General features: G+C 77.2%; 3 protein-coding genes. All 3 read right to left on the bottom strand.

Annotated elements, in window-relative coordinates; genetic code table 11:
• A partial coding sequence (locus KMS84_RS28825) for a type I polyketide synthase (RefSeq protein WP_256919395.1) occupies positions 1 to 6,331 on the bottom strand: 6,331 nt, incomplete at its 3' end.
• A gap of 6 nt (positions 6,332 to 6,337) precedes the next feature.
• The gene (locus KMS84_RS28810) at positions 6,338 to 20,773 is read right to left on the bottom strand and encodes a type I polyketide synthase (RefSeq protein ID WP_308287992.1); all 14,436 of its coding nucleotides are present in this window, start codon (positions 20,771 to 20,773) and stop codon (positions 6,338 to 6,340) included.
• 22 nt (positions 20,774 to 20,795) lie between these two features.
• A partial coding sequence (locus tag KMS84_RS28805; RefSeq protein ID WP_285894091.1) for an SDR family NAD(P)-dependent oxidoreductase occupies positions 20,796 to 25,126 on the bottom strand: 4,331 nt, incomplete at its 5' end.

Here is a 25,126-nt window from a genome sequence, read left to right as displayed (position 1 = left end):
GGGCGGGTTCGTCGAGGCCGTCGAGGAGTTCGGCGGCGAGGTAGTCGGCCAGTTCGCCGGGGGTGGGGTGGTCGAAGACGACGGTGACGGGCAGCCGGAAGCCGACCGCGCCGGTGAGCCGGTTGCGGAACTCCACGGCGGTCAGCGAGTCGAAGCCGAGTTCGCGGAACGGCGCGTGGGAGGCGACGGCGTCCGGGGCGGCGTGGCCGAGGACGGTGGCGGCGTGGGAGCGGACCAGCTGGAGCAGGATCCGCATGCGTTCGGTGCCGGTGAGCGGGATCAGCCGCTCGCGCAGCGAGCCGCCCCCGGTGTCGGCGGAGCGGCGTCCGGCCCGGCGGGCGGGGGCGGGCACGAGGGCCCGCATGATGGGCGGGACGCGGCCGTCGGTCCCGGCGAGCGCGGCGGGGTCGAGCCTGGCGGGGACGAACTGGGCGAGGCCGGAGCGGCAGGCCAGGTCGAAGGCGGCGAGGCCCTCCTCGCTGCTCATGGGCACGATGCCGCCGCGGCTCATGCGCCGCATGTCGCGGTCGTCGAGGTGGCCGGACATCTCGCTGCGCTGGGCCCAGAAGCCCCAGGCGAGGGAGAGTCCGGGCAGGCCGTGGGCGCGCCGGTGGGCGGCGAGGGCGTCGAGCATCGTGTTGGCGGCGGCGTAGTTGGCCTGGCCGGGGGCGCCCAGGGTGCCCGCCATGGAGGAGAACAGCACGAAGGCGCCGAGGTCGAGGCCGCGGGTGAGCTCGTGCAGGTGGAGCGCGCCGGTGACCTTGGGGCGCAGCACGTCCCGGATCCGTTCGGGGGTCAGGGACTCGATCAGGCCGTCGTCCAGGGCGGCGGCGGTGTGCAGGACGGCGGTGAGCGGGGCTTCGGCGGGGATGTCGGCGAGCAGGGCGGCGAGTTGGCCCCGGTCGGCGATGTCGCAGGCGGCGACGGTGACGTGGGCGCCGGCCTCGGTGAGCCGGTCGGCGAGTTCGGCGGCGCCGGGGGCGTCGGGGCCGCGCCGGCTGGTGAGCAGCAGACGGCGCACGCCGTGCCGGGTGACCAGGTGGTGGGCGAGGAGCGCGCCGAGCATGCCGGTGCCGCCGGTGATCAGGACGGTGCCGTGGGCGGGGAACGGGTCGCCGGGCAGGGTGAGGACGGCCTTGCCGACGAGGGCGGCCTGGCTGAGGGCGCGGAAGGCGGTGCGGGCGTCGCGGACGTCGAAGGTGTTGAGGTGCGGGGGGTGCAGGACGCCCGCGTCGAACAGTTCGGTGAGGGTGAGCAGCATCTCGTGGATGCGGTCGAGTCCGGCTTCGGGGAGGTCGTAGGCCTGGTAGGCGACGCCGGGGTGGGCGGCGGCGACGGCGTCGGGGTCGCGTTTGTCGGTCTTGCCCATCTCGAGGAAGCGTCCGCCGCGGGGCAGCAGCCGCAGTCCGGCGTCGACGAACTCGCCGGCCAGGCAGTCGAGGACGACGTCCATGCCGCGGCCGTCGGTGGACTGAAGGAACCACTGCTCGAAGTCGAGGGTCCGCGAGTTGGCGATGTGGGCGCCGTCCAGGCCGTGGGCGCGCAGGGTGTCCCATTTGCCGGGGCTGGCGGTGGCGTAGACGTCGGCGCCGAGGTGGCGGGCGAGCTGGACGGCGGCGCTGCCGACGCCGCCGGCCCCGGCGTGGACGAGGACGCTCTGGCCGGGGCGCAGGCCGCCGAGGTCGACGAGCCCGTAGTAGGCGGTGAGGTAGGCGACGGAGACGGAGGCGGCCGCCTCGAACGTCCAGCCGTCGGGGATGCGGTGGACGGTGCGTTCGTCGGCGACGGTGACGGGGCCGAAGACCTCGACGGACAGGCCGAACACCCGGTCGCCGACGCGGTGGTGGGTGACGTCGGAGCCGGTCTCGGTGACGACGCCGGCGACCTCGCCGCCGAGGCCGGTCAGTCCGGGCACCAGGTCGAGGGCGACGACGACGTCCTTGAAGTTGATGCCCGCGGCGTGGACGGCGATCCGCACCTGGCGGGGCTCCAGGGGGGCGAGGAGGTCCGGGCAGGGCACGGCCGCGAGGCCCTCGATCGTGCCGGGGCGGGTGTTCTCCAGCCGCCAGGCGCGCTCGCCCGCGGGCGGCAGGATCGTGCTGCCGGGGTCCCAGCGGGTCAGGCCGGGGGTGCGCGGTGCGCCGTCGCGCAGGGCGAGTTGTTCCTCGGTGCGGGACAGGGCGGGGCCGAGCGCGGTGCGGGTCTCCTCGGCGGTGTCGAGGTCGAGGAGTGCGAAGCGTCCGGGGTGTTCGTTCTGGGCCGAGCGCAGCAGGCCCCACACGCCGGCGGCGGCGAGGTCGGTGACGTCCTCGCCGGGGGCGGTGGCCACCGCGCCGCGGGTGACCACGACGAGCCGGGCGTCGTCGAGGCGCGGGTCGGCGATCCAGGTCTGGAGCAGGGCGGCGGTGTCGACGACCGGGTCGCCGATCCGCTCGCCGTCTCCGGCGACGGAGAGCACCGCGGTGACCGGCGCGTCGGTCCCGGCGACGAGGGCGGCGAGTGCGGCGGCGTCCGCCGCCCGCTCCGCTCCGGGCAGGGCCGCGGCCAGGTCCAGCGGGTCGTCGCCCAGCAGCACGCGGCGGGCGGCGCCGATCTCGTCGGCGGGGGGCACGGCCCGCCAGTCGAGCCGGTGCAGCGTGTCGGTGCGGACGGTGCTCAGCGCGGCCTCGGTCATCCGGCGCACGACGAGGGAGCCGACCGAGACGACCGGATCGCCGGCCTCGTCGGCGAGGGCGAGCGTGAACTCGCTCGCGCCGCGCCGCGCGAGGTGCACCCGCAGCCGGGTGCAGCCGGTGGCGTGCAGCCGCACCCCGGCCCAGGAGAACGGCATGCCCACCCCGGCGCCGTCGTCGCCGTCCCAGGTGAACATGGCGTGCAGGGCGGCGTCGAAGAGGGCGGGGTGCAGGCCGAAGCGCTGCGCCGTGGAGTGCTGGTCGGCGGGCAGGGCCACCTCGGCGTAGATCTCGCCGTCGAGGTGCCAGACGCGGCTGAGGCCGCGGAACTCGGGACCGTACTGGTAACCGGCCGCGGCCATGCGGTCGTAGAGGCCGGAGACGTCCACGGCCCGCGCGCCCTCGGGCGGCCACACGCCGGCGAGCCCTTCGGGCTCCTCCGCGGGGTCGGCCGGGTCGGCGACGAGGACGCCGGAGGCGTGCCGGGTCCAGACCGTGTCGGCGCCGGCGTCGTCGGGCCGGGAGAAGACCGCGACCTGGCGTGCCCCGCCGTCGTCGGCCGCCTCGACGTGCGCCTGGACGACGACGGCGCCGGTGGGGGGCACGACGAGCGGGGTGTGCAGGGTGAGTTCCTCGATCCGGCCGCAGCCGACCTGGTCGCCGGCGAGCACGGCCAGCTCGACGAAGCCGGTGCCGGGGAAGACGACGCGGTCGGCGACGCCGTGGCCGGCGAGCCAGCGCTGGGCGCTCAGGGCCAGCCGGCCGGTGAGGACGGCGCCGTCGCCGTCGGCCATCCGGACCAGGGCGCCGAGCAGCGGGTGGTCGACCGAGGACAGGCCGGCCGCGCTCACGTCGCCGGTGCGGCCGTCGGCCTCGGCCCAGTAGCGGGTGCGCTGGAAGGCGTAGGTGGGCAGGTCCACGGTGCGGGCGCCGGGGAACACGGCGGTCCAGTCGACGCGGACGCCGCCGAGGTGCGCCTTGGCCAGCGAGGTCAGCATCCGGCCGAGGCCGCCCTCGGCGCGCCGCAGGGACTCCACGACGACGCCGTGCGCGCCGGTGGCGTCGATGGTCTGCTCGACTCCCATGGCGAGCACGGGGTGGGCGCTGGACTCGACGAACGCGCTGTGGCCGTCGTCGAGCAGGGCGCGCACGACCGGTTCGAACAGCACGGGCGCGCGGGTGTTGTCGTACCAGTAGTCGGCGTCCATGGCGGTGGTGTCGAGGAGGCCGCCGGTCACCGTCGAGTACAGGGGCACGGTCCCGGCGAGCGGGCGCACGGGGGCCAGGAGTTCGAGGAGCCGCTCGCGCAGCGGGTCGACGAGCGGGCAGTGCGTGGGGACGGTGGCGGCGACGATCCTGGCGCGCACGTCGTCGCGGGCGCACTCGGCGACGAACTCGCCGAGGGCGTCGGAGTCGCCGGCCACGGCGACGATGCGGGGGCCGTTGACGCCGGCCACCGACAGCCGGTCCGCCCAGCGGGTCAGGCGCTCGCGCACCTCGTCCGCGGGCAGGGCGACGGAGGCGACGGCGCCCTTGCCGACGAGGGTCTCGGCGAGCAGCCGGCTGCGCAGGCAGACCACCCGGGCGGCGTCCTGGAGGCTCAGGCCGCCGGCCACGTGGGCGGCGGCGATCTCGCCCTGCGAGCTGCCGACGACGGCGTCGGGCCGCACGCCGTAGGACTGCCACAGCGCGGCCAGCGAGACCATCACGGTGAACAGGACGGGCTGGATGACCTCGATGCGGTCCATGGAGGCGGCGCCGGGCTCGTCGCGCAGGACGTCGAGCAGGCTCCAGTCCACGAACTCCTCGACGGCGGCGGCGCACTCGGCGGCCTTGGCGGCGAACACCGGTGAGGTGTCGAGGAGTTCGCGCGCCATGCCCGTCCACTGCGAGCCCTGGCCGGGGAAGACGAAGACGACCTTGCCGTCGGCGGGCGTGCCGCGGAGCACGCCTTCGGCCGGGCGGTCGGCGGCGAGCGCGTCGAGGGCGTCGAGAAGGCCGTCCCGGTCGGCGGCGAGCACCGCGGCCCGGTGTTCCAGTCCGGTGCGGGCGGTGGCGAGGGAGAACGCCACGTCGGCGTCGCTGGTCCCGGGCCGGGTCAGCAGGTGGGCGCGCAGGGCCTTGGCCTGGCCGCGCAGGGCGGCCTCGCCGCGGGCGGAGAGCACCCAGGGCAGCAGCGGCAGGACGGCCTCTCCGGCGGCCTCGGGGGCGTCCGGGTCCTCGGCGGTCTCGGCGGTTTCGGGGGCCTCGGCGGTCTCGGACGTCCGCTCCGGTTCGGGGGCCTCTTCGAGGATGACGTGGGCGTTGGTGCCGCTGATGCCGAAGGAGGAGACCGCGGCCAGGCGGGGGGTGTCGGAGGCGGGCCACTCGCGGGCCTCGCCGAGGAGTTCGACGGCGCCCGCGCTCCAGTCGACCTCGGGCGTGGGCTCCTCGGCGTGCAGGGTCTTCGGCAGGACGCGGTGGCGCAGGGCCTGGACCGCCTTGATCACACCGCCGACGCCGGCGGCGGCCCCGCTGTGCCCGATGTTCGACTTCAACGAGCCGAGCCACAGGGGCCGTTCGGCGGTCCTGGCCCTGCCGTAGGTGGCCAGCAGGGCGTCGGCCTCGATGGGGTCGCCGAGGCTGGTGCCGGTGCCGTGCGCCTCCAGCAGGTCCACGTCGGCCGCCGACACGCCCGCGTTGGCCAGGGCCTGGCGGATGACCCGTTGCTGGGAGGGGCCGTTGGGGGCGCTCAGGCCGTTGGAGGCGCCGTCCTGGTTGACGGCGCTGCCGCGCAGCACGGCGAGCACCCGGTGGCCGTGGCGGCGGGCGTCGGAGAGCCGTTCGACGGCGAGGACGCCGACGCCCTCGCTCCAGCCCGCGCCGTCGGCCGCCGCCGAGAAGGCCTTGGAGCGGCCGTCCGGCGACAGGGCGCGCTGCTCGGACAGGGCCACGTGGACCGCGGGGGTGGACAGGGTGGTCGCGCCGCCGGCCAGCGCGAGGTCGCACTCGCCGGCCCGCAGCGCCTGGGCGGCGAGGTGGAGGGCGACGAGCGAGGACGAGCAGGCCGTGTCGACGGTGACCGCGGGGCCCTCCAGGCCCAGGACGTAGGAGACCCGGCCGGACAGGACGCTGTTGGAGGTGCCGGTGGCGCCGTAGCCGTCCAGTCCGCCGCGGGAGGCGGCCAGCAGGGTGCCGTAGTCCTGCTGGTTGAGCCCGGCGAACACGCCGGTGCGGCTGCCGCGCAGCGCCTGGATGTCGAGTCCGGCGTGTTCGAGGGCCTCCCAGGACGTCTCCAGCAGGAGCCGCTGCTGGGGGTCCATGGCCTGGGCCTCGCGCGGGGAGATGCCGAAGAACGCGGCGTCGAACGAGGCGATGTCGTCGACGAAGCCGCCCTCGCGGGCGTAGCAGGCGCCGGGGTGGTCGGGGTCGGGGTGGTGGAGGGTCTCCAGGTCCCAGCCCCGGTCGGTGGGGAAGGGGCCGACCGCGTCGGTCTCCTCGACCACCAGTCGCCACAGGTCCTCGGGCGAGGTCACCCCGCCGGGATAGCGGCAGGCCATGCCGACGATCGCGAGGGGTTCGGCGACGCGGGACTCCAGTTCGAAGACGCGCCGGCGGGTGCGGTGCAGGTCCGCGCTGACCCGCTTGAGGTAGTCACGCAGCTGCTGCTCGTTCGCCATCGGGGTTCAGTCCTCTCCGAGTTCCGCGTTGATGAAGTCGAAAAGCTCTTCATCCGTGGCGGAATCGAGCTTGCTGGTGATGTCGGCGCCGTCGGTGTCGTCGGCGCCTCGTTCGTCGGTGCTCCAGGCGGCGGCCAGGGCGCGCAGCCGGGCGGCGATCCGCTCGCGGTCGGCGGCCTTCGCCGGGCCGCCCGCGAGCGCGGCCTCGAGGTGGTCGAGCTGGGCGAGGACCGGCAGCGGCGCCCCGGCGACGGAGGCGAGCACCTTGTGCTCCAGGTGCTCGGCGAGCGCGTTCGCGGTGGGGTGGTCGAAGACGAGGGCGGCCGAGAGCTGGACGCCGGTCGCGGCGGTCAGGGCGTTGCGCAGTTCGACCGCGGTGAGCGAGTCGAACCCGATCTCCCGGAAGGGCAGTCGCGGGTCGAAGGGCGTGTCGGCGGCGTGGTCGAGCACGGCGGACACGTGCCGCTGGATCAGTTCCAGCAGCAGCTTGCGGCGCCCGGCCGCGGACTGGCCCGCGAGCTGCTGCGCGAAGGACTCCCGGTCCGTCCGCGCGCCGGCCGCGGCCCGCCGCAGCGGGGTCCTGACCAGGGAGCGGAAGGCGGGCGGCAGGGTCGACTCGGCCGCCTTGCGGCGCAGTACGGCCGCGTCGAGGCCCATCGGCACCAGGGTGGCCGCGTCGGAGTTCCAGGCCGCGTCGAACAGGGCCCGTCCCTGGCCGGGGGTGAGGGCGAGGACTCCGGCCTGGGCCATCCGCCGCCGGTCCACGTCGGACAGGTCGGCGGACATGCCGGCCGCGGTCTCCCACAGACCCCAGGCGAGGGAGGTCGCCGGGAGGCCGGCGGACCGCCTGCGGTGGGCGAGGGCGTCCAGGAAGGCGTTGGCCGCGGCGTAGTTGGCCTGTCCGGCGCCGCCGAACGTGCCGACGCCGGAGGAGAAGAGCACGAAGTGCGTCAGGTCCAGGCCGGCGGTCAGCTCGTGCAGGTGCTGTGCGGCGTCGACCTTGGGCCGCAGCACGGCGTCGACCCGCTCGGGGGTGAGGGTGGTGAGCACGCCGTCGTCGACGACGCCGGCGATGTGCACGACGGCGGTCACCGGGTGCTCGTCCGGCACGTCGGCCAGGACGGCCGCGAGGGCGGCGCGGTCGGCGACGTCGCAGGCCGCGAAGGTGGCTTCGGCGCCGGACTCGGCGAGCCGCGCGGCCAGTTCGGCGGCGCGAGGGTCGTCCGGCCCCTTGCGGCTGAGCAGCAGCAGTCGGCGGACGCCGTGGGCGTGCGCGAGGTGTCGCACGATCTCGGCGCCGATGCCTCCGCTCGCGCCGGTGACCAGCACCGTTCCCCGGTCGGCGGGGGACGCCGCCGCGGGTGCGGCGCGTTCGGTGACGCGGACCAGCCGCGGCTTGAGCAACCGGCCGTCCCGGACGGCGAGTTGCGGCTCGTCCTCGGCGAGGGCGGCGCCGACGGCCGCGGGGATCAGTTCGGCGTCCGCCGCCCGGTCGCCGAGGTCGACCAGGACGAACCGGCCGGGGTGTTCGGCCTGCGCGGAGAGCAGCAGTCCGCGGGCCGCGGCCTGTGCCGGGTCGACCTCGCCGTCGTCGGCGGCGACGGCCGTCCGGGTGACGAGGACGAGCCGGGCGCCGGCCGTCCGGTCGTCCGCGAGCAGCTCCCCGACCTGTTCCAGGGTGCGGTGGACGGTGTGCCGCACGGAGGCGACGGGGTCGCCGGGACCGGTGCCGACCGGCAGCACGACGAGGTCCACGGGGCGGGCGAGGGAGTCGAGGCCGGGGGCGTGGTCGACGTCGGCGCCGCGCTCGGCGAGGGACTTGGCCAGGGGCTCCGCGTCGGCGCCGACGACGGCCCAGGCGGCGGCCGGGTCGGGGTCCGGTCCGGGGGCGGCGGTCGTCACGGGTGTCACGGGCGTCCAGGTCAGGCGGTAGAGGCCGTCCGTGGCGGCGGCGGTCGTGGCCGGGCGCCCCTCGGCGTCGTCCGGCCGCACCCGGACCTCGTCCACCGAGAGCACCGGCTCGCCCGCGGCGTCCGACAGCAGGGCGGTGACGGTGTCGGGGCCGGTGCGGACCAGCCGGGCGCGCAGTTCGGCGGCGCCGGTGGCGTGCCGGGTGACTCCGGCGAAGTGGACGGGCCGGCCCGCCAGTTCGGCGATCAGGTCCGTCAGGCCGCTCAGCAGTGCGGGGTGCAGGCCGTGCCGGTCGGCGTCGGCCGCCTCCCGTTCACCGAGCGCGAGGTCGGCGACCAGCTCGTCCGGGGACGGCCCGGCCGGGTCGGCGGCCAGGGGTCCGGCCGCTCGCCGGTCCGGGGAGTGGCCGAGCACGCCGGAGGCGATCCGGGTCCAGGTCTGCTCGACGGCCGTCCCGCCGGTCGTGGTTCCCAGGTGCAGGGCGAAGTCCCGCTCGCCGTCGTCGTCCGGCGCCGTCACCACGAGTTGCAACGGCGCGTGCGGCGCGCCGGGCGCGGCGGTGTCGACGTCGAGTGCGGCGATGCGGTCGCAGCCGAGGCCGCCGCCGGCCCACAGCAGCAGGTCCAGGACGTCGGCGACGGCCGGCGCGCGGTCCGCCGTGGCGGGCAGGCTGCCGCTGAACAGGGAGCCCCCGGTGTGGGGCAGCGGCACGGACGCCGTCAGCAGCGGGTGGCCGGTGCCGGCCAGCCCCGCGCCGGCCAGCGCCTCGGCGCCGCCGGTGGGCGCGTCGAGCCAGTGGCGGCGGCGCTGGAAGGCGTAGGTGGGCAGATCGACGCGGCGGGCTCCGGCGCCGTCGAAGAAGGCGTGCCAGTCGACGCGGCCGGTGCGCGCGTGGACCCTGCCGAGCGCGGTGAGCAGGGTGCGCACCTCGTCGCGGTCGCGGCGCTGGGCGGGGACGGCGACGGCGCGCTCGCCGGCGCACTCCTGGGCCATGGCGCTCAGCACGCCGTGCGGTCCCAGCTCCAGGAACGTCGTGACGCCGTCGTCGAGCAGGGTGCTCACCCCGTCGGCGAACCGCACGGCGTGGCGGACCTGCCGTACCCAGTAGGCGGGTTCGCACAGCTGCCCGGGGGCGGCCGGTTCGCCGGTCAGGTCGCAGACGACGGGCAGTGCGGGCTCGGCGAAGGCGACGTCGGAGAGTGCGCGCTCGTACGCCGCGAGCATCGGCTCCATCAGCGCCGAGTGGAAGGCGTGGCTGACGGTGAGCCGCCTGGTGCGCAGCCCCGCCCCGGCGAGCCGTGCGCCGGCGGCGGTGACGGCCTCCTCGGCGCCGGACAGCACGAGGGCGGCCGGGCCGTTGACGGCGGCGACGGCGACCTCGGCGAAGGCGTCGCCGAGCACCGCGGCCACCTCGTCCTCGGCCGCGGCGACGGACAGCATCGCGCCGCCCTCGGGCAGCGCCTGCATCAGCCGGGCGCGGGCGGCGACCACGCGGGCCGCGTCGGCGGTCGTCCAGACGCCGGCCACGTGCGCGGCGGCCAGTTCGCCGACCGAGTGGCCGAGGACGGCGTCGGGCCGCACGCCCCAGTGCTCCAGCAGCCGGAACAGCGCCACTTCGTGGGCGAACAGGCCCGTCTGCGTGTAGAGGGTCTGGTCGAGCAGGGCGGCTTCGGGCGTGCCGGGTTCGGCGAACACCACCGTGCGCAGCGGGCGCGGCAGATGCCCGTCGAGGGCGTCGCAGACCTCGTCGAAGGCGGCGGCGAAGGCCGGGAACGCGGTGTACAGCTCCCGGCCCATGCCGGCCCGCTGGGCGCCCTGCCCGGTGAAGAGGAAGGCGAGCCCGCCGTCGGCGCGTTCCTCGGCTACGGAGTGCGCGGCCAGGTCGGTCAGGGCGCGGCGCAGCTCGTCGGGTTCGGCGGCGACGACGACCGCGGCGCGGTCCAGGACGCTGCGGGTGGTGGCGAGGGAGTAGGCGAGGTCGGGCACCCGGGCCTCGTCGTCGGCGAGCCGGGCGGCCAGCCGGGCGGCCTGGTCGGGCAGCGCCTCCCGGGTGCGGGCGGAGAGCACGAACGGCAGGGGGACGGCCGTGTCCGGCCCGTCCGGCGTGGCCGGTGCGGCCGCCTCGCGGGGCTCGTCCGGCGCCTCCTCCAGGATGACGTGGGCGTTGGTGCCGCTGATGCCGAAGCCGGAGACGGCCGCGCGGCGCGGTTGCCCGTCCCGCGTCCAGGGGCGGGAGGCGACGAGCAGCTCCACCGCTCCCGAGGTCCAGTCGACGTGCGGGCTGGGGGCGTCCACGTGCAGGGTGCGCGGCATCAGGTCGTGCCGCATGGCCTGCACCATCTTGATGACGCCGGCCACGCCCGCGGCGGCCTGGCTGTGCCCGATGTTCGACTTGACCGAGCCGAGCCACAGGGGCCGGCCGGCGGGGCGTTCGCGGCCGTAGGCGGCCAGCAGGGCCTGCGCCTCGATCGGGTCGCCGAGCGTGGTGCCGGTGCCGTGCGCCTCGACGACGTCCACCTCGGCGGCGGACAGCCCGGCGTTGAGCAGCGCCTGCCGGATGACCCGTTCCTGGGCGGGGCCGTTGGGCGCGGTGAGCCCGTTGGACGCGCCGTCCTGGTTGACGGCGCTGCCGCGGACCAGGGCGAGCACGGGATGGCCGTGGCGGCGGGCGTCGGACAGCCGTTCCACCAGCAGGACGCCCGCCCCCTCGCCGAGGGAGAACCCGTCCGCGGCGGCGGCGAAGGGCTTGCAGCGGCCGTCGGCGGCGAGGCCGCGCTGCCGGCTGAACGCGACGAAGGAGGTGGGGTCCGGCATCACGGTGGCGCCGCCCGCGACCGCCAGGTCGCACTCGCCGTCCCGCAGCGCCTGTGCCGCGAGGTGCAGCGCCACCAGGGAGGAGGAGCAGGCGGTGTCCACGGTGAGCGCGGGGCCCTGGAAGCCGAGCGAGTACGAGATCCGGCCGGAGGCGACGTTGGCGGAGGCGCTCACCAGGTAGCCCTCCATGCCGTCGGCGGCGCCGCGCAGCCGGGTGCCGTAGGCCTGGTCGGTCATGCCGACGTAGACGCCGGTCCGGCTGCCGTGCAGCGACTTCGGGGCGATGCCCGCGCGTTCCAGCGCCTCCCAGGTCGACTCCAGGAGCAGCCGGTGCTGCGGGTCCATGGCCTGGGCCTCGCGGGGCGAGATGCCGAAGAAGCCGGGGTCGAACAGGGCCGCGTCGTGCAGGAAGCCGCCGTGGCCGACGTAGCTGGCGCCCTGGCGGTCGGGGTCGGCGTCGAGGATCCGGTCGAGGGCCCAGCCGCGGTCGGCGGGGAACGGCGTGATCAGGTCGGCCTCGTCGCGGACCGCCCGCCACAGGTCGTCGGCGGAGGCGATGTCGCCGGGGTAGCGGCAGGCCATCGCGACGATGGCGATCGGGTCGTCCTGGTCGACGCGGACGACGGTGGCCGGGGCGGCGGGCCGGTCCCCGGCTCCGGCGTCCAGCCCGCGGGCCAGGACGTCGGCCAGTTCGGCGACGGTGGGGTGGTCGAAGACGACGGTGGCGGGGAGCCCGAGGCCGGTGGCGGTGCTCAGCCGGTTGCGCAGCTCGACGGCGGTGAGCGAGTCGAAGCCGAGGTCCTTGAGCGGCCGGGCGGGGTCCACGGACCCCGGGTCGTCGTGGCCCAGCACCGCCGCGGCCTGCTCGCGGACCAGTTCGCGCAGCGCCGCCGCACGCTGGTGGCCGCTCAGGCCGGTCAGCCGGCGGACGAGCGGGGGTCCGGCCGTGTCCCCGGCGGCGCCGGGATCGGGTTCGGGCTGTGCCTCGGGCAGGTCCGCCAGCAGCCGGCTGGGCCGCTCGAAGGTGAACTGGGGGGTGAAGCGGGGCCAGTCGACGTCGACGAGCAGCAGGGAGGACTCGCCCTCGGCGAGCACCGCGAGGAGCGCGGAGACGGCGAGGTCGGGGTCGATGAGCGGCAGGCCCTTGCGGGCGAGCGTGTCGAAGACCGGGTCGTCGGCCATGCCGCCGCCCGCCCAGGGCGCCCAGGCGAGGGACACGGTGTGCACCCCGGCCGCGCTGCGGGCCTCGGCGCGGGCGTCGAGCACGCCGTTGGCGGCGGCGTAGACGCCGTGGCGGCCCGCGCCCCAGGAGGCGCTGATGGAGGAGAAGTAGACGACGACGTCGAGGTGGGCGGGGTCCAGGGCCGCTTCCAGGTGCGCTATGCCGGTCACCTTCGCGGCCATGGCCTCGGCCAGGTCGTCGGGGCCGGCCTCGGCGAGCGGTCCGAGTCCGCCGCCGCCGGCCGTGTGGACGACGGCGCCGATCCGGTCCCCGGCGCGCTCGGCCTCGGCGACCAGGGCGGCGACCTGTGCGCGATCCCCGAGGTCGCAGGAGATCAGGCTCACCCGTGCGCCGAGCGCGCCCAGTTCGGCGGCCAGCGCGTCGGCTCCGGGGGCGAGCGGGCCGCGTCGGCTGGTCAGGACGAGGTGTTCGGCGCCCTCCTGGGCCAGCCGGCGGGCGACCCGCCGGCCGAGCGCGCCGGTGCCGCCGGTGATCAGGACGGTGCCGTGCGGGCGCCAGCCGGCGCCCGCCGCCGGGCGGGGGGCGGCGCGCACCAGCCGGCGTCCGAAGGCGCCGGAGGGGCGCAGCGCCACCTGGTCCTCGCCGTCCAGGCCCGCGAGGACGGCGGCGAGCCGCCCGGCCGCGCGGTCGTCGAGGACGTCGGGCAGGTCGACGAGGCCGCCCCAGGTGTGCGGGAACTCCAGTGCGGCGACCCGCCCGAGGGCCCATACGGCCGCCTGCTCGGGGTGCGCGGGCGCGGCGTCGTCGTCGGTGGCGACGGCGCCGTGGGTCAGGCACCACAGGGGGGCGGTGACCGAGGCGTCGGCGAGCGCCCCGAGCAGGGCGAGGGTGAGCGCCGTCCCGGCCGGGACGTCGGGCCGGTCGGGGTGCGGCGAGACGTCGGTGGCGGTCAGGGAGACGACGCCCGCCGGGTCGGCGCCGCCGAGGGCGCCGCGGACCGCCGTGGCCAGGGCGGCTCGGTCGGCCGCGGAGTCGACGGTCAGCACCGTCAGCTCGTCGGCGAGGGGGCGCAGGGCGGCGACGGCGGCCAGGGCGCCGGGGGCGTCCGCCGCACCGGACGGCACGATCAGCAGCCAGGCGCCCGCCAGGGCGCCCGGCCGCGGTTCGGGCAGCCGGCGCCAGGCGACGCGGTAGCGCCAGGAGTCGACGGCCGCCCGGTCCCGGCGGCCGCGCCGCCAGGCGGACAGGGCCGGCACGACGGCGTGCAGCGGCTGTTCGTCGGGCAGGCCGAGGGTGCCGGCCAGGGCGGGCAGGTCCTGGCGGTCGACGGCCTGCCAGAAGCGCTCGTCCTGGGGGTCGTTCGCGGCGGCGGGCCGGGGGGCGGGCCAGTAGCGGGTGCGCTGGAAGGGGTAGGAGGGCAGTTCGGCGGGCGGGCCGCACGGTCCGTCGAAGGCGGGCGCGAAGTCGACGGGCACCCCGTTCGCCCACAGTGCGGCGAGGGCGGTGTGCAGGCGCGGGAGGCCGCCCTCGTCGCGGCGCAGGGTGCCCGTCACCACGGGGTCCGCGCCGGCCCGTTCCGCGGTCTCGGTGAGCGCGGCGCCGAGCACCGGGTGCGGGCTGACCTCGACGAACACGTCGTAGCCCTGCTCCACCAGCGCCGTGACGGACGGTTCGAGCAGCACGGGTTCGCGCAGGTTGCGGTACCAGTAGGCGGCGTCGAGGCCGGCGGTGTCCTGCCAGTCGGCGGTGACGGTGGAGAAGAAGGGGACGGGCGCGTCGGTGGGGCGGACCGGACCGAGGGCGGTCAGGATGTCGTCCTCGATCCGCTCGACCTGCGCCGAGTGCGAGGCGTAGTCCACCTCGATCCGCCGGACCCGGACGTCCTGGGCGCGGGCGTGCGCGGTGAGTTCGTCCAGTGCGGCGGGCTCGCCCGAGAACACCACCGCACAGGGGCCGTTGACCGCCGCCACGGAGATCCTGCCCTGCCAGCGGGGCAGCCACCGTTCCGCCTCGGCGAGCGGGACGCCGACGGAGACCATGCCGCCCTCGCCGACGAGCGCCAGGAGGGCCTTGGCGCGCAGCGCGACCACGCGGGCGGCGTCGTCCAGGGTGAGCGCCCCGGCCACGCAGGCCGCGGCGATCTCGCCCTGGGAGTGTCCGGCCACCGCGGCGGGCCGCACTCCGTAGGAGCGCCACAGCTCCGCCAGCGACACCATGACGGCGAACAGCACCGGCTGGACGACGTCGACCCGCTCCATCGGCGCGCCGGAGCGGACCAGTTCGGTCACGGAGAACCCGGTGTGCGGCTTCAGGGCGCGGTCGCACTCGGCCCAGCGGGCGGCGAACTCCGGCGAGGTGTCGAGGAGTTCGGCTGCCATGCCGGGCCACTGGCCGCCCTGCCCGGGGAAGACGAGGACGGGTCCGCGGCGTGCCTGGCGGGCCGTGCCGGTGACGGCGCCGTCGGCGGGCCGTCCGGCGGCGACCGCGTCGAGCGCCGCGGCGAACTCGTCGTGCCCGGAGCCCAGGACGACGGCCCGGTGCTCGAACGCCGACCGGGAGGTCAGCAGGGCGTGCCCCACGGCGGCCACCGGGGGCTGCCGGTCGGCGACGTGGGCGAGCAGGCGTCCGGCCTGGGCGCGCAGCGCCTCGGGGGTGCGGGCGGACAGCACCCAGGGCACGACGCCGTGCGCGGCCGGGGACGCCGTCGCGGAGGGTTCGGCTTCGGCGGGCGCGCCGACGAACGACGCCTGCGCCCCGGCCAGGGCCTCGTCCCGTCCGTCCGCCGCCGCCGGGGCGGACTCGACGGGTCCGCTCACGGGGGCGGGTCCCTCTTCCAGGACGACGTGCGCGTTGGTGCCGCTGACGCCGAAGGCCGAGACGGCCGCGCGGCGCGGCCGTCCGGCGGGCGGCCAGGGCCGGTTGTCGGTGAGGAGTTCGACCGCGCCCGCCGTCCAGTCCACCTCGGGGGTGGGCTCGTCGGCGTGCAGCGTGCGCGGCAGGACGCCGTGCCGCATGGCCTGCACCATCTTGATCACGCCGCCGACGCCGGCCGCGGCCCCGCTGTGCCCGATGTTGGACTTCAGCGAGCCGAGCCACAGCGGCTGCCCGTCCGGGCGGTCCTGCCCGTAGGCGGCCAGCAGCGCCTGCGCCTCGATCGGGTCGCCGAGGGTGGTGCCGGTGCCGTGCGCCTCCACGGCGTCGACGTCCGACGGGGACAGCCCGGCGGTGGCCAGCGCCTGCCGGATCACGCGCTGCTGCGCCGCGCCGTTGGGCGCGGAGAGCCCGTTGGAGGCGCCGTCGGAGTTGATGGCGCTGCCCCGGACCGTGGCCAGCACCCGGTGCCCGTTGCGCCGGGCGTCGGAGAGCCGCTCCACGACCAGGACGCCCACGCCCTCGGCCCAGTTGGTGCCGTCGGCGCTCGCGCCGAAGGCCTTGCAGCGGCCGTCCGCGGCCAGTCCGCTCTGGCGGCCGAAGTCGACGAACGCGCCCGGCGTGGAGATGACGGATACGCCGGTGGCGAGCGCCAGGTCGCACTCGCCCCGGTGCAGCGATCCCACCGCCATGTGGAGGGCGACCAGCGACGAGGAGCACGCCGTGTCCACGGTGACCGCGGGCCCGTGCAGGCCGAGGGTGTACGCGACGCGGCCGGAGATGACGCTGGCCGCGGTGCCGGTCGTCAGGTATCCGTCCGCCTCCGGCGCGCCGGCGAGGACCACGCCGTAGTCGGAGCCGGCGGCGCCGGCGAAGACGCCGGTGCGGCTGCCGCGCAGGGCGGCCGGGGCGAGCCCGGCGCTCTCCAGGGCTTCCCAGGAGACCTCGAGCAGCAGCCGCTGCTGGGGGTCCATCGCGGTCGCCTCGCGGGGCGAGACACCGAAGAACTGGGCGTCGAAGTCGGCGGCGTCGGGCAGGAATCCGCCCCTGAGGGCGAGGTCCGGCTCGGACCGGCGCAGGGCCGCCAGGTCCCAGCCCCGGTCGGCGGGGAAGTCGCCGACGCCGTCGCGCCCGGAGTGCACGAGGTCCCACAGTCCTTCGGGGTCGCGGACGTCGCCGGGGTAGCGGCAGGCCATGCCGACGATGGCGATCGGGTCGTCGGGGCGGGCCGTGGGCGCGCTCTCCTCGTCGGCCCGGCGGGTCCCGGACAGTTCGGCCAGCAGGTGGGCGGTGACCTCCTGCGCGGTGGGGTGGTCGTAGACCAGGGTGGCGGGCAGCCGCAGGCCGGTCTCGGCGGCGAGCCGGTCACGGAACCGGACGGCGGCGAGCGATTCGAAGCCGAGGTCGCGGAAGGGGCGCGCGGGGTCGATCGCGTCGCCCGAGGCGTGGCCGAGGACCGCGGCGGCCTGCGCCCGGACCGTCTCCAGCAGCAGGTGCTCGCGGTCGGCGGACGGCGCGGGGAGGACGGCGGACGGCTCGGGCGCGGGCAGCGCGCGGACGGCGGGCAGGTCGGCGACGAGCGGGCGGGGGCCGCGGCCGGTGAGGACCGGGTGGAACAGGGCCCAGTCGACGTCGGCGACGGCGTGGACGGCGTCGTCGGCGTCGAGGGCGTCGTCGAGCGCGGACAGGGCGAGTTCCGGGGGCAGCGGGAGCAGGCCGGGGACGGGCGGGGTCCCCCGGTCCGCGGCTCCCGCCCAGGGGCCCCAGCCGACGCAGACGCCGGGCAGGCCGGCGGCGGTGCGGCGCGCGGCGAGGGACTCCAGGGCCGCGTGCGCGAGGGTGTGCACGACGTCCTCGGCTCCGCCCCAGGTCCCGGCGACGGTGGACAGCAGGACGAAGGCGTCCAGGTCCGCCTCCGCGAACAGCTCGTCGAGCCGGGCGACGGTGCGCAGCCGGTCGGCGACGGCGTGGGCCAGCTCGGCCGGTGCGAGGTCGTCCACGGCGGACGGCCCGGCCGGGTCGATGCCGCTGAGGTGCACGACCGCGCTCACCGAGGCGGGCTCGACCGGCACGGGCCCGCAGTCCGGCTCCCACTCGACGAGCGGGCAGGGGCCGCCGGCGGCGTCCAGGACGGCCGGACCGGGCAGGGGCGCGCCGGGGCGGTGGGCCAGGACGAGGTCGCGCGCGCCGTCGGCGCTCAGACGCCGCAGCAGTTCGGGGGTGACGTCCGCGACGTCTCCCGTGATCAGGACCGTGCCGCCGGCGCGTTGCGGGCGCCGGCGCCGGGGCCGCTCGGCGGGCAGCAGCTTGCGGGCGTACACCCCGCCGGGCCGTACGGCGAGTTCGTCGTGGTCGCCGGGTGCGGCGAGCACGGCCGCCAGCGTCCGCAGGGAGCGGGCGTCGAGGTCGGCGGGAAGGTCGACCACTCCCGCGCGCGGCAGCAGCCGGCCTAGTCCCCACAGGGCGGACTGCGCCGCGCCGGGCGCGGGTTCGGCGTCGACCTGGACCGCGCCCCTGGTCGCGAACCACAGCGGGGCGCGGACGTCCGCGTCGGCGAGCGCCCCGCGCACGGTCAGGGCGGTTTCCAGCGGGTCGCCGCCCGCTGCGGGCAGCACGAGGACCCCGGCCGGGGGCTGGTCCGCGGGCAGCACCACGCGGACGCGCTCGGCGAGCGCGGCCCGCTCCGGGGCGGACCCGTAGGTCAGCAGGACGGCCCGCTCCCCCAGCGCCCCGGCCGCCTCGGGACCGTCGCCGCCCTCGGGGGCGAGGACCAGCCAGGGGCCGGCCGGACGGGCGTCGGCGTCGAGGCCGGCGGCGGGCGTCCAGGCGACCCGCAGGCGGACCCGTCCGGCCTCGTCGGCCGGCTCGGCGGTGCGCGCCGGCGCGGGGGCGGGGGACAGCCAGTAGCGCTCGTGCCGGAACGCGTAGGTGGGCAGGTCGACGCGGGCGCCGCCGCGGGCGGCGAGCGCGGCCGCCCAGTCGACGTGCACCCCGTGCACGTGCAGTTCGGCGAGCGCGGTGAGGAAGCCGGCCGCCTCGGGGCGGTCGTGCTGCAAGGCGGGCGCCAGCGCCGTGTCCCGGCCCGGCTCGTCGAGAGCCTCGCGCGCCATCGCGACGAGCGCCCCGCCGGGCCCCAGTTCGAGGCAGGCGGCGACCGACCGGTCGGCGAGCCAGCGGACTCCGTCGTGGAAGCGCACGGTCTCGCGGACCTGCCGGGCCCAGTACCGCGGCCAGTCGGTGGTGTCGGGGTCGACGGGGGCCCCGGTGAGGTTGGACACGATCGGGATGCGGGGGCGGTGGTGGCGCAGTCCCTCGGCGACCTCGCGCAGCGGCTCCAGCATCGGCTCCATGTGCACGGAGTGGGCGGCGTGGCTGATGGGGAGCCTGCGGGTCTTGCGCCCGCGGTCCTCGGCGAGTTCCCGGACCCGTTCGACGGCGTCGGCGTCGCCGGAGACCACCACCGCGCGGGGCCCGTTGACGACGGCGACGGTGGCGCGCTCGCCGACCTCGGCGAGGGCCATCAGTTCGACGAGTTCCGTCTCCGAGGTCTCCACGGCGACCATGGCGCCGTCGGTGCGCAGGGTCTGCACCAGCCGTCCGCGGGCGGCGACGAGGGTGCAGGCGTCGTCGAGCGACAGCACTCCGGCGCAGTGCGCGGCCGCGAGTTCGCCGGTGGAGTGGCCGAGTACGAAGTCGGGCACGACGCCGGCCTGTTCGACGAGCCGGAACAGCGCCACCTCCAGGGCGAACACCGCGGCGAGCGCGTACCCGGTCTGCTCGATCAGCGGCAGCCCGTCCACGACGCGCCCGTCGATGATGTCGTCCAGCGGGTGGGCGAGCTGCGGGTCGAGCCGCTCGCGCACGTCGTCGAAGGCGCGGGCGAACGCGGGGAAGGCCGCGTACAGTTCGCGCCCGACTCCGGCGCGCTGCGAGCCCTGGCCGGTGAAGAGGAAGGCGACCGGGCCGGCGGGCGCGGTCCTTCCCCGGACGACCCTCGGGTGGGTGCGGCCGGCGCCCAGGTCCGCGAGGGCGGCGAGGAGTTCGTCGCGGTCGGCGCCGAGGACGACCGCGCGGTGGGCGAGCCGGGCGCGGCCCGCGGCGAGCGACCAGGCGACGTCCAGCGGCGCCTGGTCGGGCCGGTCGGCGGCGTGCCGGTGCAGCCGCCCGGCCTGGGCGCTCAGCGCCTCCTGGCTCGCGGCGGACACCAGCCACGGGACGGGAGCGCTCGCGGAGGGGTCCGTGCCCGCCGCGGACGCGCCGCCCGAGCCCTCGGCGGCGCCGGCCCCGGCCTCCGGGTCGGCGGCCGGGTCGTGCTCCAGGATCACGTGGGCGTTGGTGCCGCTGATGCCGAAGGAGGAGACGGCCGAGCGCCGCGGCCGCCCGGTGTGCGGCCAGTCGCGTTCCCGCGTCAGCAGCCGCACGGCGCCGCTCGACCAGTCGACCTGGGGCGTGGGCTCGTCGACGTGCAGGGTGCGCGGCAGCACACCGTGCCGCATCGCCAGCACCATCTTGATGACGCCGGCCAGACCGGCGGCGGCCTGGGTGTGGCCGATGTTGGACTTGACCGAGCCCAGCCACAGCGGCTCCGCGCCCGACCGGTCCTGGCCGTAGGTGGCCAGCAGGGCCTGCGCCTCGATGGGGTCGCCGAGCCGGGTCCCGGTGCCGTGCGCCTCGACGGCGTCGACCTGGCCGACGCTGAGCCGGGCGTCGTCGAGCGCCTTGCGGATGACGCGGCGCTGGGCGGGCCCGTTGGGCGCGGTCAGGCCGTTGGAGGCGCCGTCCTGGTTGACGGCGGTGCCGCGGATCGTCGCCAGCACGGGCAGGCCCGCCGCCCGCGCCACGGACAGGCGTTGCAGGAGGACGACGCCGACGCCCTCGCCCCAGCCGGTGCCGTCCGCGGCGGCGGCGAAGGCCTTGCAGCGGCCGTCGCCGGCCATGCCGCCCTGCTCGGCCATCTCCGCGAACAGCTGGGACTGCGCCATCACGGCGGCGCCGCCGACCAGCGCGAAGGAGCACTCCCCCGAGCGCAGCGCGCGGACCGCGAGGTGCAGGGCGACCAGGGAGGAGGAGCAGGCGGTGTCGACGGTCATCGCGGGCCCCTGAAGACCGAGCGAGTAGGCGATCCGGCCGGAGGCGACGCTGCTGGTCGTGCCGGTCAGGACCAGGCCCTTGACCTCGTCGAGCTGTTCCGCGCCGCGCGGGCCGTACTTCTGGTCGGCCATGCCGACGAACACGCCGCCGTCGGCGCCGCGCACCGCCGTGGGGTCGAGCCCGGCCCGCTCCAGGGTCTCCCAGGCGGTCTCCAGCAGCAGCCGCTGCTGGGGGTCCATGGCCAGCGCCTCGCGCGGCGAGATGCCGAACAGCCCGGCGTCGAACCCGCCCGCGTCGTGGAGGAAGCCGCCCGCCCTGCGGAAGTCCCCGGTCAGGTCGTCGCCGTTCCAGCCGCGGTCGGCGGGGAACGGGGCGATGGCGTCGCCGCCGGTGCGCACGACCTCCCACAGGTCCTCCGGGGAGGAGACGCCGCCGGGGAAGCGGCAGCCCATGGAGACGACGGCGATCGGTTCGGCGGCGCCGGCCTCCAGTTCCTGCACCCGCTGCCGGGTCCGCTTCAGGTCCGCGGTGACCCGCTTGAGGTATTCGACGAGCTTGTCGTCATCCGCCACTGCGCTCAACTCCGTAAGTGTCCTAGGCAAGATCGCCGAATTCGCTGTCGATGAACGCGAGCACTTCCGCCGCGGAGGCCGTCTCCAGGGAGTCGGCCTCGCCGCCGTCCCGGGGCGCGTCGCCCTCGACGCGCCGCAGGATCCGGCGCAGCCGGGCGACGACCTCGTCGTGGGCCGCGTCGTCCGTGCCGAGTGCTTCGACGCCGGCCTCCAGCCGTTCGAGCTCGCCGAGGACCCGCAGCGCCGGGTCGTCCTCGGCGGGGGCCGCCAGCTCCAGCAGGTGGGCGGCGAGGGCCGCCGGGGTGGGGTGGTCGAAGACCAGGGTCGCGGGGACCGCGAGGGCGGTCGCCGTCCGCAGCCGGTTGCGCAGTTCGACCGCGGTGAGCGAGTCGAAGCCCAGCGACTTGAACGCCTGGTCCGGTTCGACGTCGTCGGCCGAGCCGTGGCCGAGGACGGCCGCGGTGTGCTCGCGCACCAGGTCCAGGACGAGCCGGCCGCGCTCGGCCGGGGACAGCCCGGCCAGCCGGTCGCCCAGCGGCCCCGGCCCCGCCGCGCCCGTCGCGCCGGGCGTGCTCGCGCCCGACGCGGCGGCCGTCGCCGTGCGCCGGACCCGGACGAGGTCCCGCAGGACGGCCGGGACCGGCTGGTCGGCGTACCGGGCCCGCAGTCCGGCCAGGTCGAGCCGGACGGGGGTCAGCGCCGGGAGCCCGCTGAGCCGCCCGGCGTCGAACAGGGCGAGACCGGCCGCCGTGCTCAGCGGGGCGACCCCGGACCGGCTCATCCGCCGCCGGTCGCGCTCGCCGAGCTGCCCGGTCATGCCGCTGGCCTCCTCCCACAGGCCCCAGGCCAGGCTGGTGGCGGGCAGGCCCCGGGAGTGCCGGTGCGCCGCGAGGGCGTCGAGGAAGGCGTTGGCGGCGGCGTAGTTGCCCTGCCCGGCCGCGCCGAGCGTGGCCGAGGCGGAGGAGAACAGGACGAACATCCGGGGCGCGAGGTGCTCGGTGAGCCGGTGCAGGTTCCATGCGCCGCCCACCTTCGGGCGCAGCACGGCCGTGAGCCGGTCCCGGTCCAGCGCGGAGACGACCCCGTCGTCGGTGACGCCCGCCGCGTGCACGACCCCGGCGAGCCGGTGTCCGGCGGTGAGCTCCTCCAGGAGCCCGCGCACGGCGTCCGCGTCCCCGGCGTCGCAGGCCTCGACGCGGATCTCGGCGCCCGTCCCCGCCACCTCGGCGCGCAGCCGGCGCACCTCGGGCGTCTCCGCGCCGCGCCGCCCGGTGAGGGTGACGTGCCGCAGCCCGTGCTCGGTGACCAGGTGGCGGGCAAGGAGCGCGCCCAGGGTGCCGGTGCCGCCGGTGATCAGGACCGTCTCGCCGGGCGCGAAGGAGAGGGCGGGCACGGTCAGCACGGCCTTGCCGGTGAGCGCGGCCCGGCTCAGCGCGCGGAAGGCGTCGGGGGCGTCGCGCACGTCCCAGCGGGTGACGGGGAGCGGGGTGAGCGCGCCGGCGGCGAAGAGCTCCACGAGTCGGGCGAGGATCTCGGCGATCCGGTCCGGGCCCGCCTCGCCGAGGTCGAAGGACCGGTAGCGCACGCCGGGGTGGTCTGCGGCCGTGCGCCCGGGGTCGCGCAGGTCGGTCTTGCCCATCTCGACGAACCGGCCGCCGCGCGGCATCGCGCGCAGCGAGGCGTCCACGAACTCGCCCGCGAGCGAGTTCAGCACGACGTCGACGCCCGCGCCGCCGGTCGCCGCGCGGACGTCGTCCTCGAAGTCCAGGGTGCGCGAGGACGCGACGTGGGCGCGGTCGAGGCCGGCGGCGAGCAGGGTGTCCCACTTGGCCGCCGAGGCGGTGCCGAACACCTCGGCGCCCAGATGCCGGGCCAGTTGGACGGCGGCCATGCCGACGCCGCCGGCCGCCGCATGCACGAGCACCTTCTCGCCCGCGCGCAGGTCCGCGAGGTCGACCAGGCCGTAGTAGGCGGTGAGGAAGGCCACGGGGACGGCCGCGGCGGTCTCGTACGTCCAGTCGTCGGGGATCCGTGCCAGGACCCGCCGGTCGGCCACCGCGACGGGCCCGAACGCGCCGCCGACCATGCCCATCACCCGGTCCCCCGGCGCGAGCGAGGTGACGCCGGGGCCGGTCTCCAGGACGACTCCGGCGCACTCGGTGCCGAGTTCGGCCCGGCCGGGGTACATGTCCAGGGCGATCAGGACGTCCCGGAAGTTCATCCCGGCGGCGCGCACGGCGATCCGCACCATGCCCTCGCCCAGCGGCTCGGCGGCCTCCGGGCAGGGCACCAGGGCGAGGTTGTCCAGCGTGCCCCGGCCGGTGCTGTCCAGCCTCCAGGGGCCGGGCTCCGAGGGCACGTCCAGGGCGCGTGCGGTGTCCGGGCGGGAGAGCCGGCGGGCGTACGACACGCCGTGGCGCACGGCGACCTCGGGCTCGCCCCGGTGCACGGCCGCCGCGAGGTGCGCGAGGTGCGGCGCGAGGTCGTCCGCGGCGCCGTCGTCGAGGTCGACGAGCGTGATCCGGTCGGGGTTCTCGGTCTGCGCCGACCGCACCAGACCGGCCACCGCGGACTGGTCGAGGCGTACGTCGTCCCCGGCCGTCACGGGTGACGCGCACCGGGTGCCGACCACCAGGCGGCAGTCGGCCAGCCGGTCGTCCGCGAGCCATCGCCGGAGCAGGTCGAGGGCCCACTCGGCGCCGCGCCGGGCAGCCTCGGCGGCGTCGTCGCCGAGGTCCCGCGGGCAGGGCGCGAACAGCACCGCGCCGGGCTTCTCCCCGCCGCCCGCGACGGACTCGGCGAACGCCGCCAGGTCCGCGCAGTGCCGCAGGCCGTCGGCGGCGGCCTCGCCGAGCACGGCGCGCACGGAGTCCGGCGGTACGTCGCCGACATCCTCCAGCGGCGCCCACCGGGTGGCGAACAGCGCCTCGTCCGGGGCGGGGGCGTCGCCGTGCAGGCGCTGCGGCGAGAGCGGGCGCAGCACCAGCGAACCGATGGAGACCACCGGCCGGCCCGCCGCGTCGGCGGCGTCCAGGGTGACGGCGCCGTCGTCGGCCCGGACCAGCCGGACCCGCAGCAGGTCCGCGCCGACCGCGTGCACCCGCACCTCGCCCCAGGAGAACGGCAGCCGGGCCGAGCCGGGCTCGTCGGTGGCGCGTGCGGCGGGGCCGAGCGCGTGCAGGGCCGCGTCCAGCAGGCCCGGATGGACGCCGAACCCGCCGGTCTCCTCCGTCGGCAGGCTCACCTCGGCGAAGACCTCGTCGCCGCGCCGCCAGGCGGCCCGCAGGCCGCGGAAGACGGGTCCGTAGGCGAACCCGGCGTCGGCCAGCCCGTCGTAGAAGCCGTCCATGGCGATCGGTTCGGCGCCCTGGACCGGCCAGACGGCGAACTCCTCGGAGGCCTGCGCGTCCGGCGCCCCGGTCGGGGCGAGCAGCCCCTCGGCGTGCCGGGTCCAGCGCGCCTCCTCGTCCCCGTCGTCGGGCTGCGCGTACACGCCGACCGCCCGGTACCCGGCGGCGTCGGGCGCGCCGAGCGCCAGCCGCAGCCGCACGGCGGCGTTCTCGGCGAGCGCCAGCGGCGTGGCCAGGGTCAGTTCGCGCAGTGTGCCGTACCCGACGCGCTCGCCCGCCCAGCAGGCGAGGTCGACGAACGCGGTGCCCGGCACGAGCACCGTGCCCAGCACCCGGTGGTCGCCCAGCCAGGGGTGCGTCGCCAGGGACACCCGGCCGGTGCACAGCACCTCGTCGCCCTCGGGGGCCGGCAGCCAGGCCGTCAGGAGCGGGTGCCCGGCCCGCGCCAGCCCGGCGGCCGCCAGGTCGCCGTCGCCCACGGCGGGCCGCGGCCAGTACCGCTTGTGCTGGAAGGCGTAGGTCGGCAGCTCGACCGTGCGCGCTCCCGTGCCGGCGAACAGCGCCGCCCAGTCGACCTCGGCGCCGGCCGCCGCGACCGCTCCCAGACCGTTCAGGAGCGTGAGGGCCTCGGGGCGTTCGCGGTGCAGGACGGGAGCGCACACGGCGTCCGCGCCGGTGTGGTCGAGCGTCTCCTCGGCCATCGCGGTCAGCGCGCCGCCGGGACCCAGTTCCAGGAACTTGTCGACGCCCCGTTCCAGCGCGGATCCGACGCCGTCGGCGAAACGCACCGCCTCACGGACATGCCGCACCCAGTACTCCGGGTCGCACAACTCCTCCCCCGCCACACGCCCCGACACGTTCGACACCACCGCAACACGCGGGACACGAAACTCCACCGACTCCAGCACCGCACGGAACTCCGCCACCATCGGCTCCATCCGCGCCGAATGAAACGCATGCGAGACCGCCAGCCGCTTCACCCGCCGCCCACGCCCCGCCCACC

This window comes from Streptomyces hilarionis (genome assembly GCF_024539675.1).
Lineage (GTDB): Bacteria > Actinomycetota > Actinomycetes > Streptomycetales > Streptomycetaceae > Streptomyces > Streptomyces hilarionis.
This window is presented reverse-complemented; position numbering and strand designations above follow the sequence as displayed.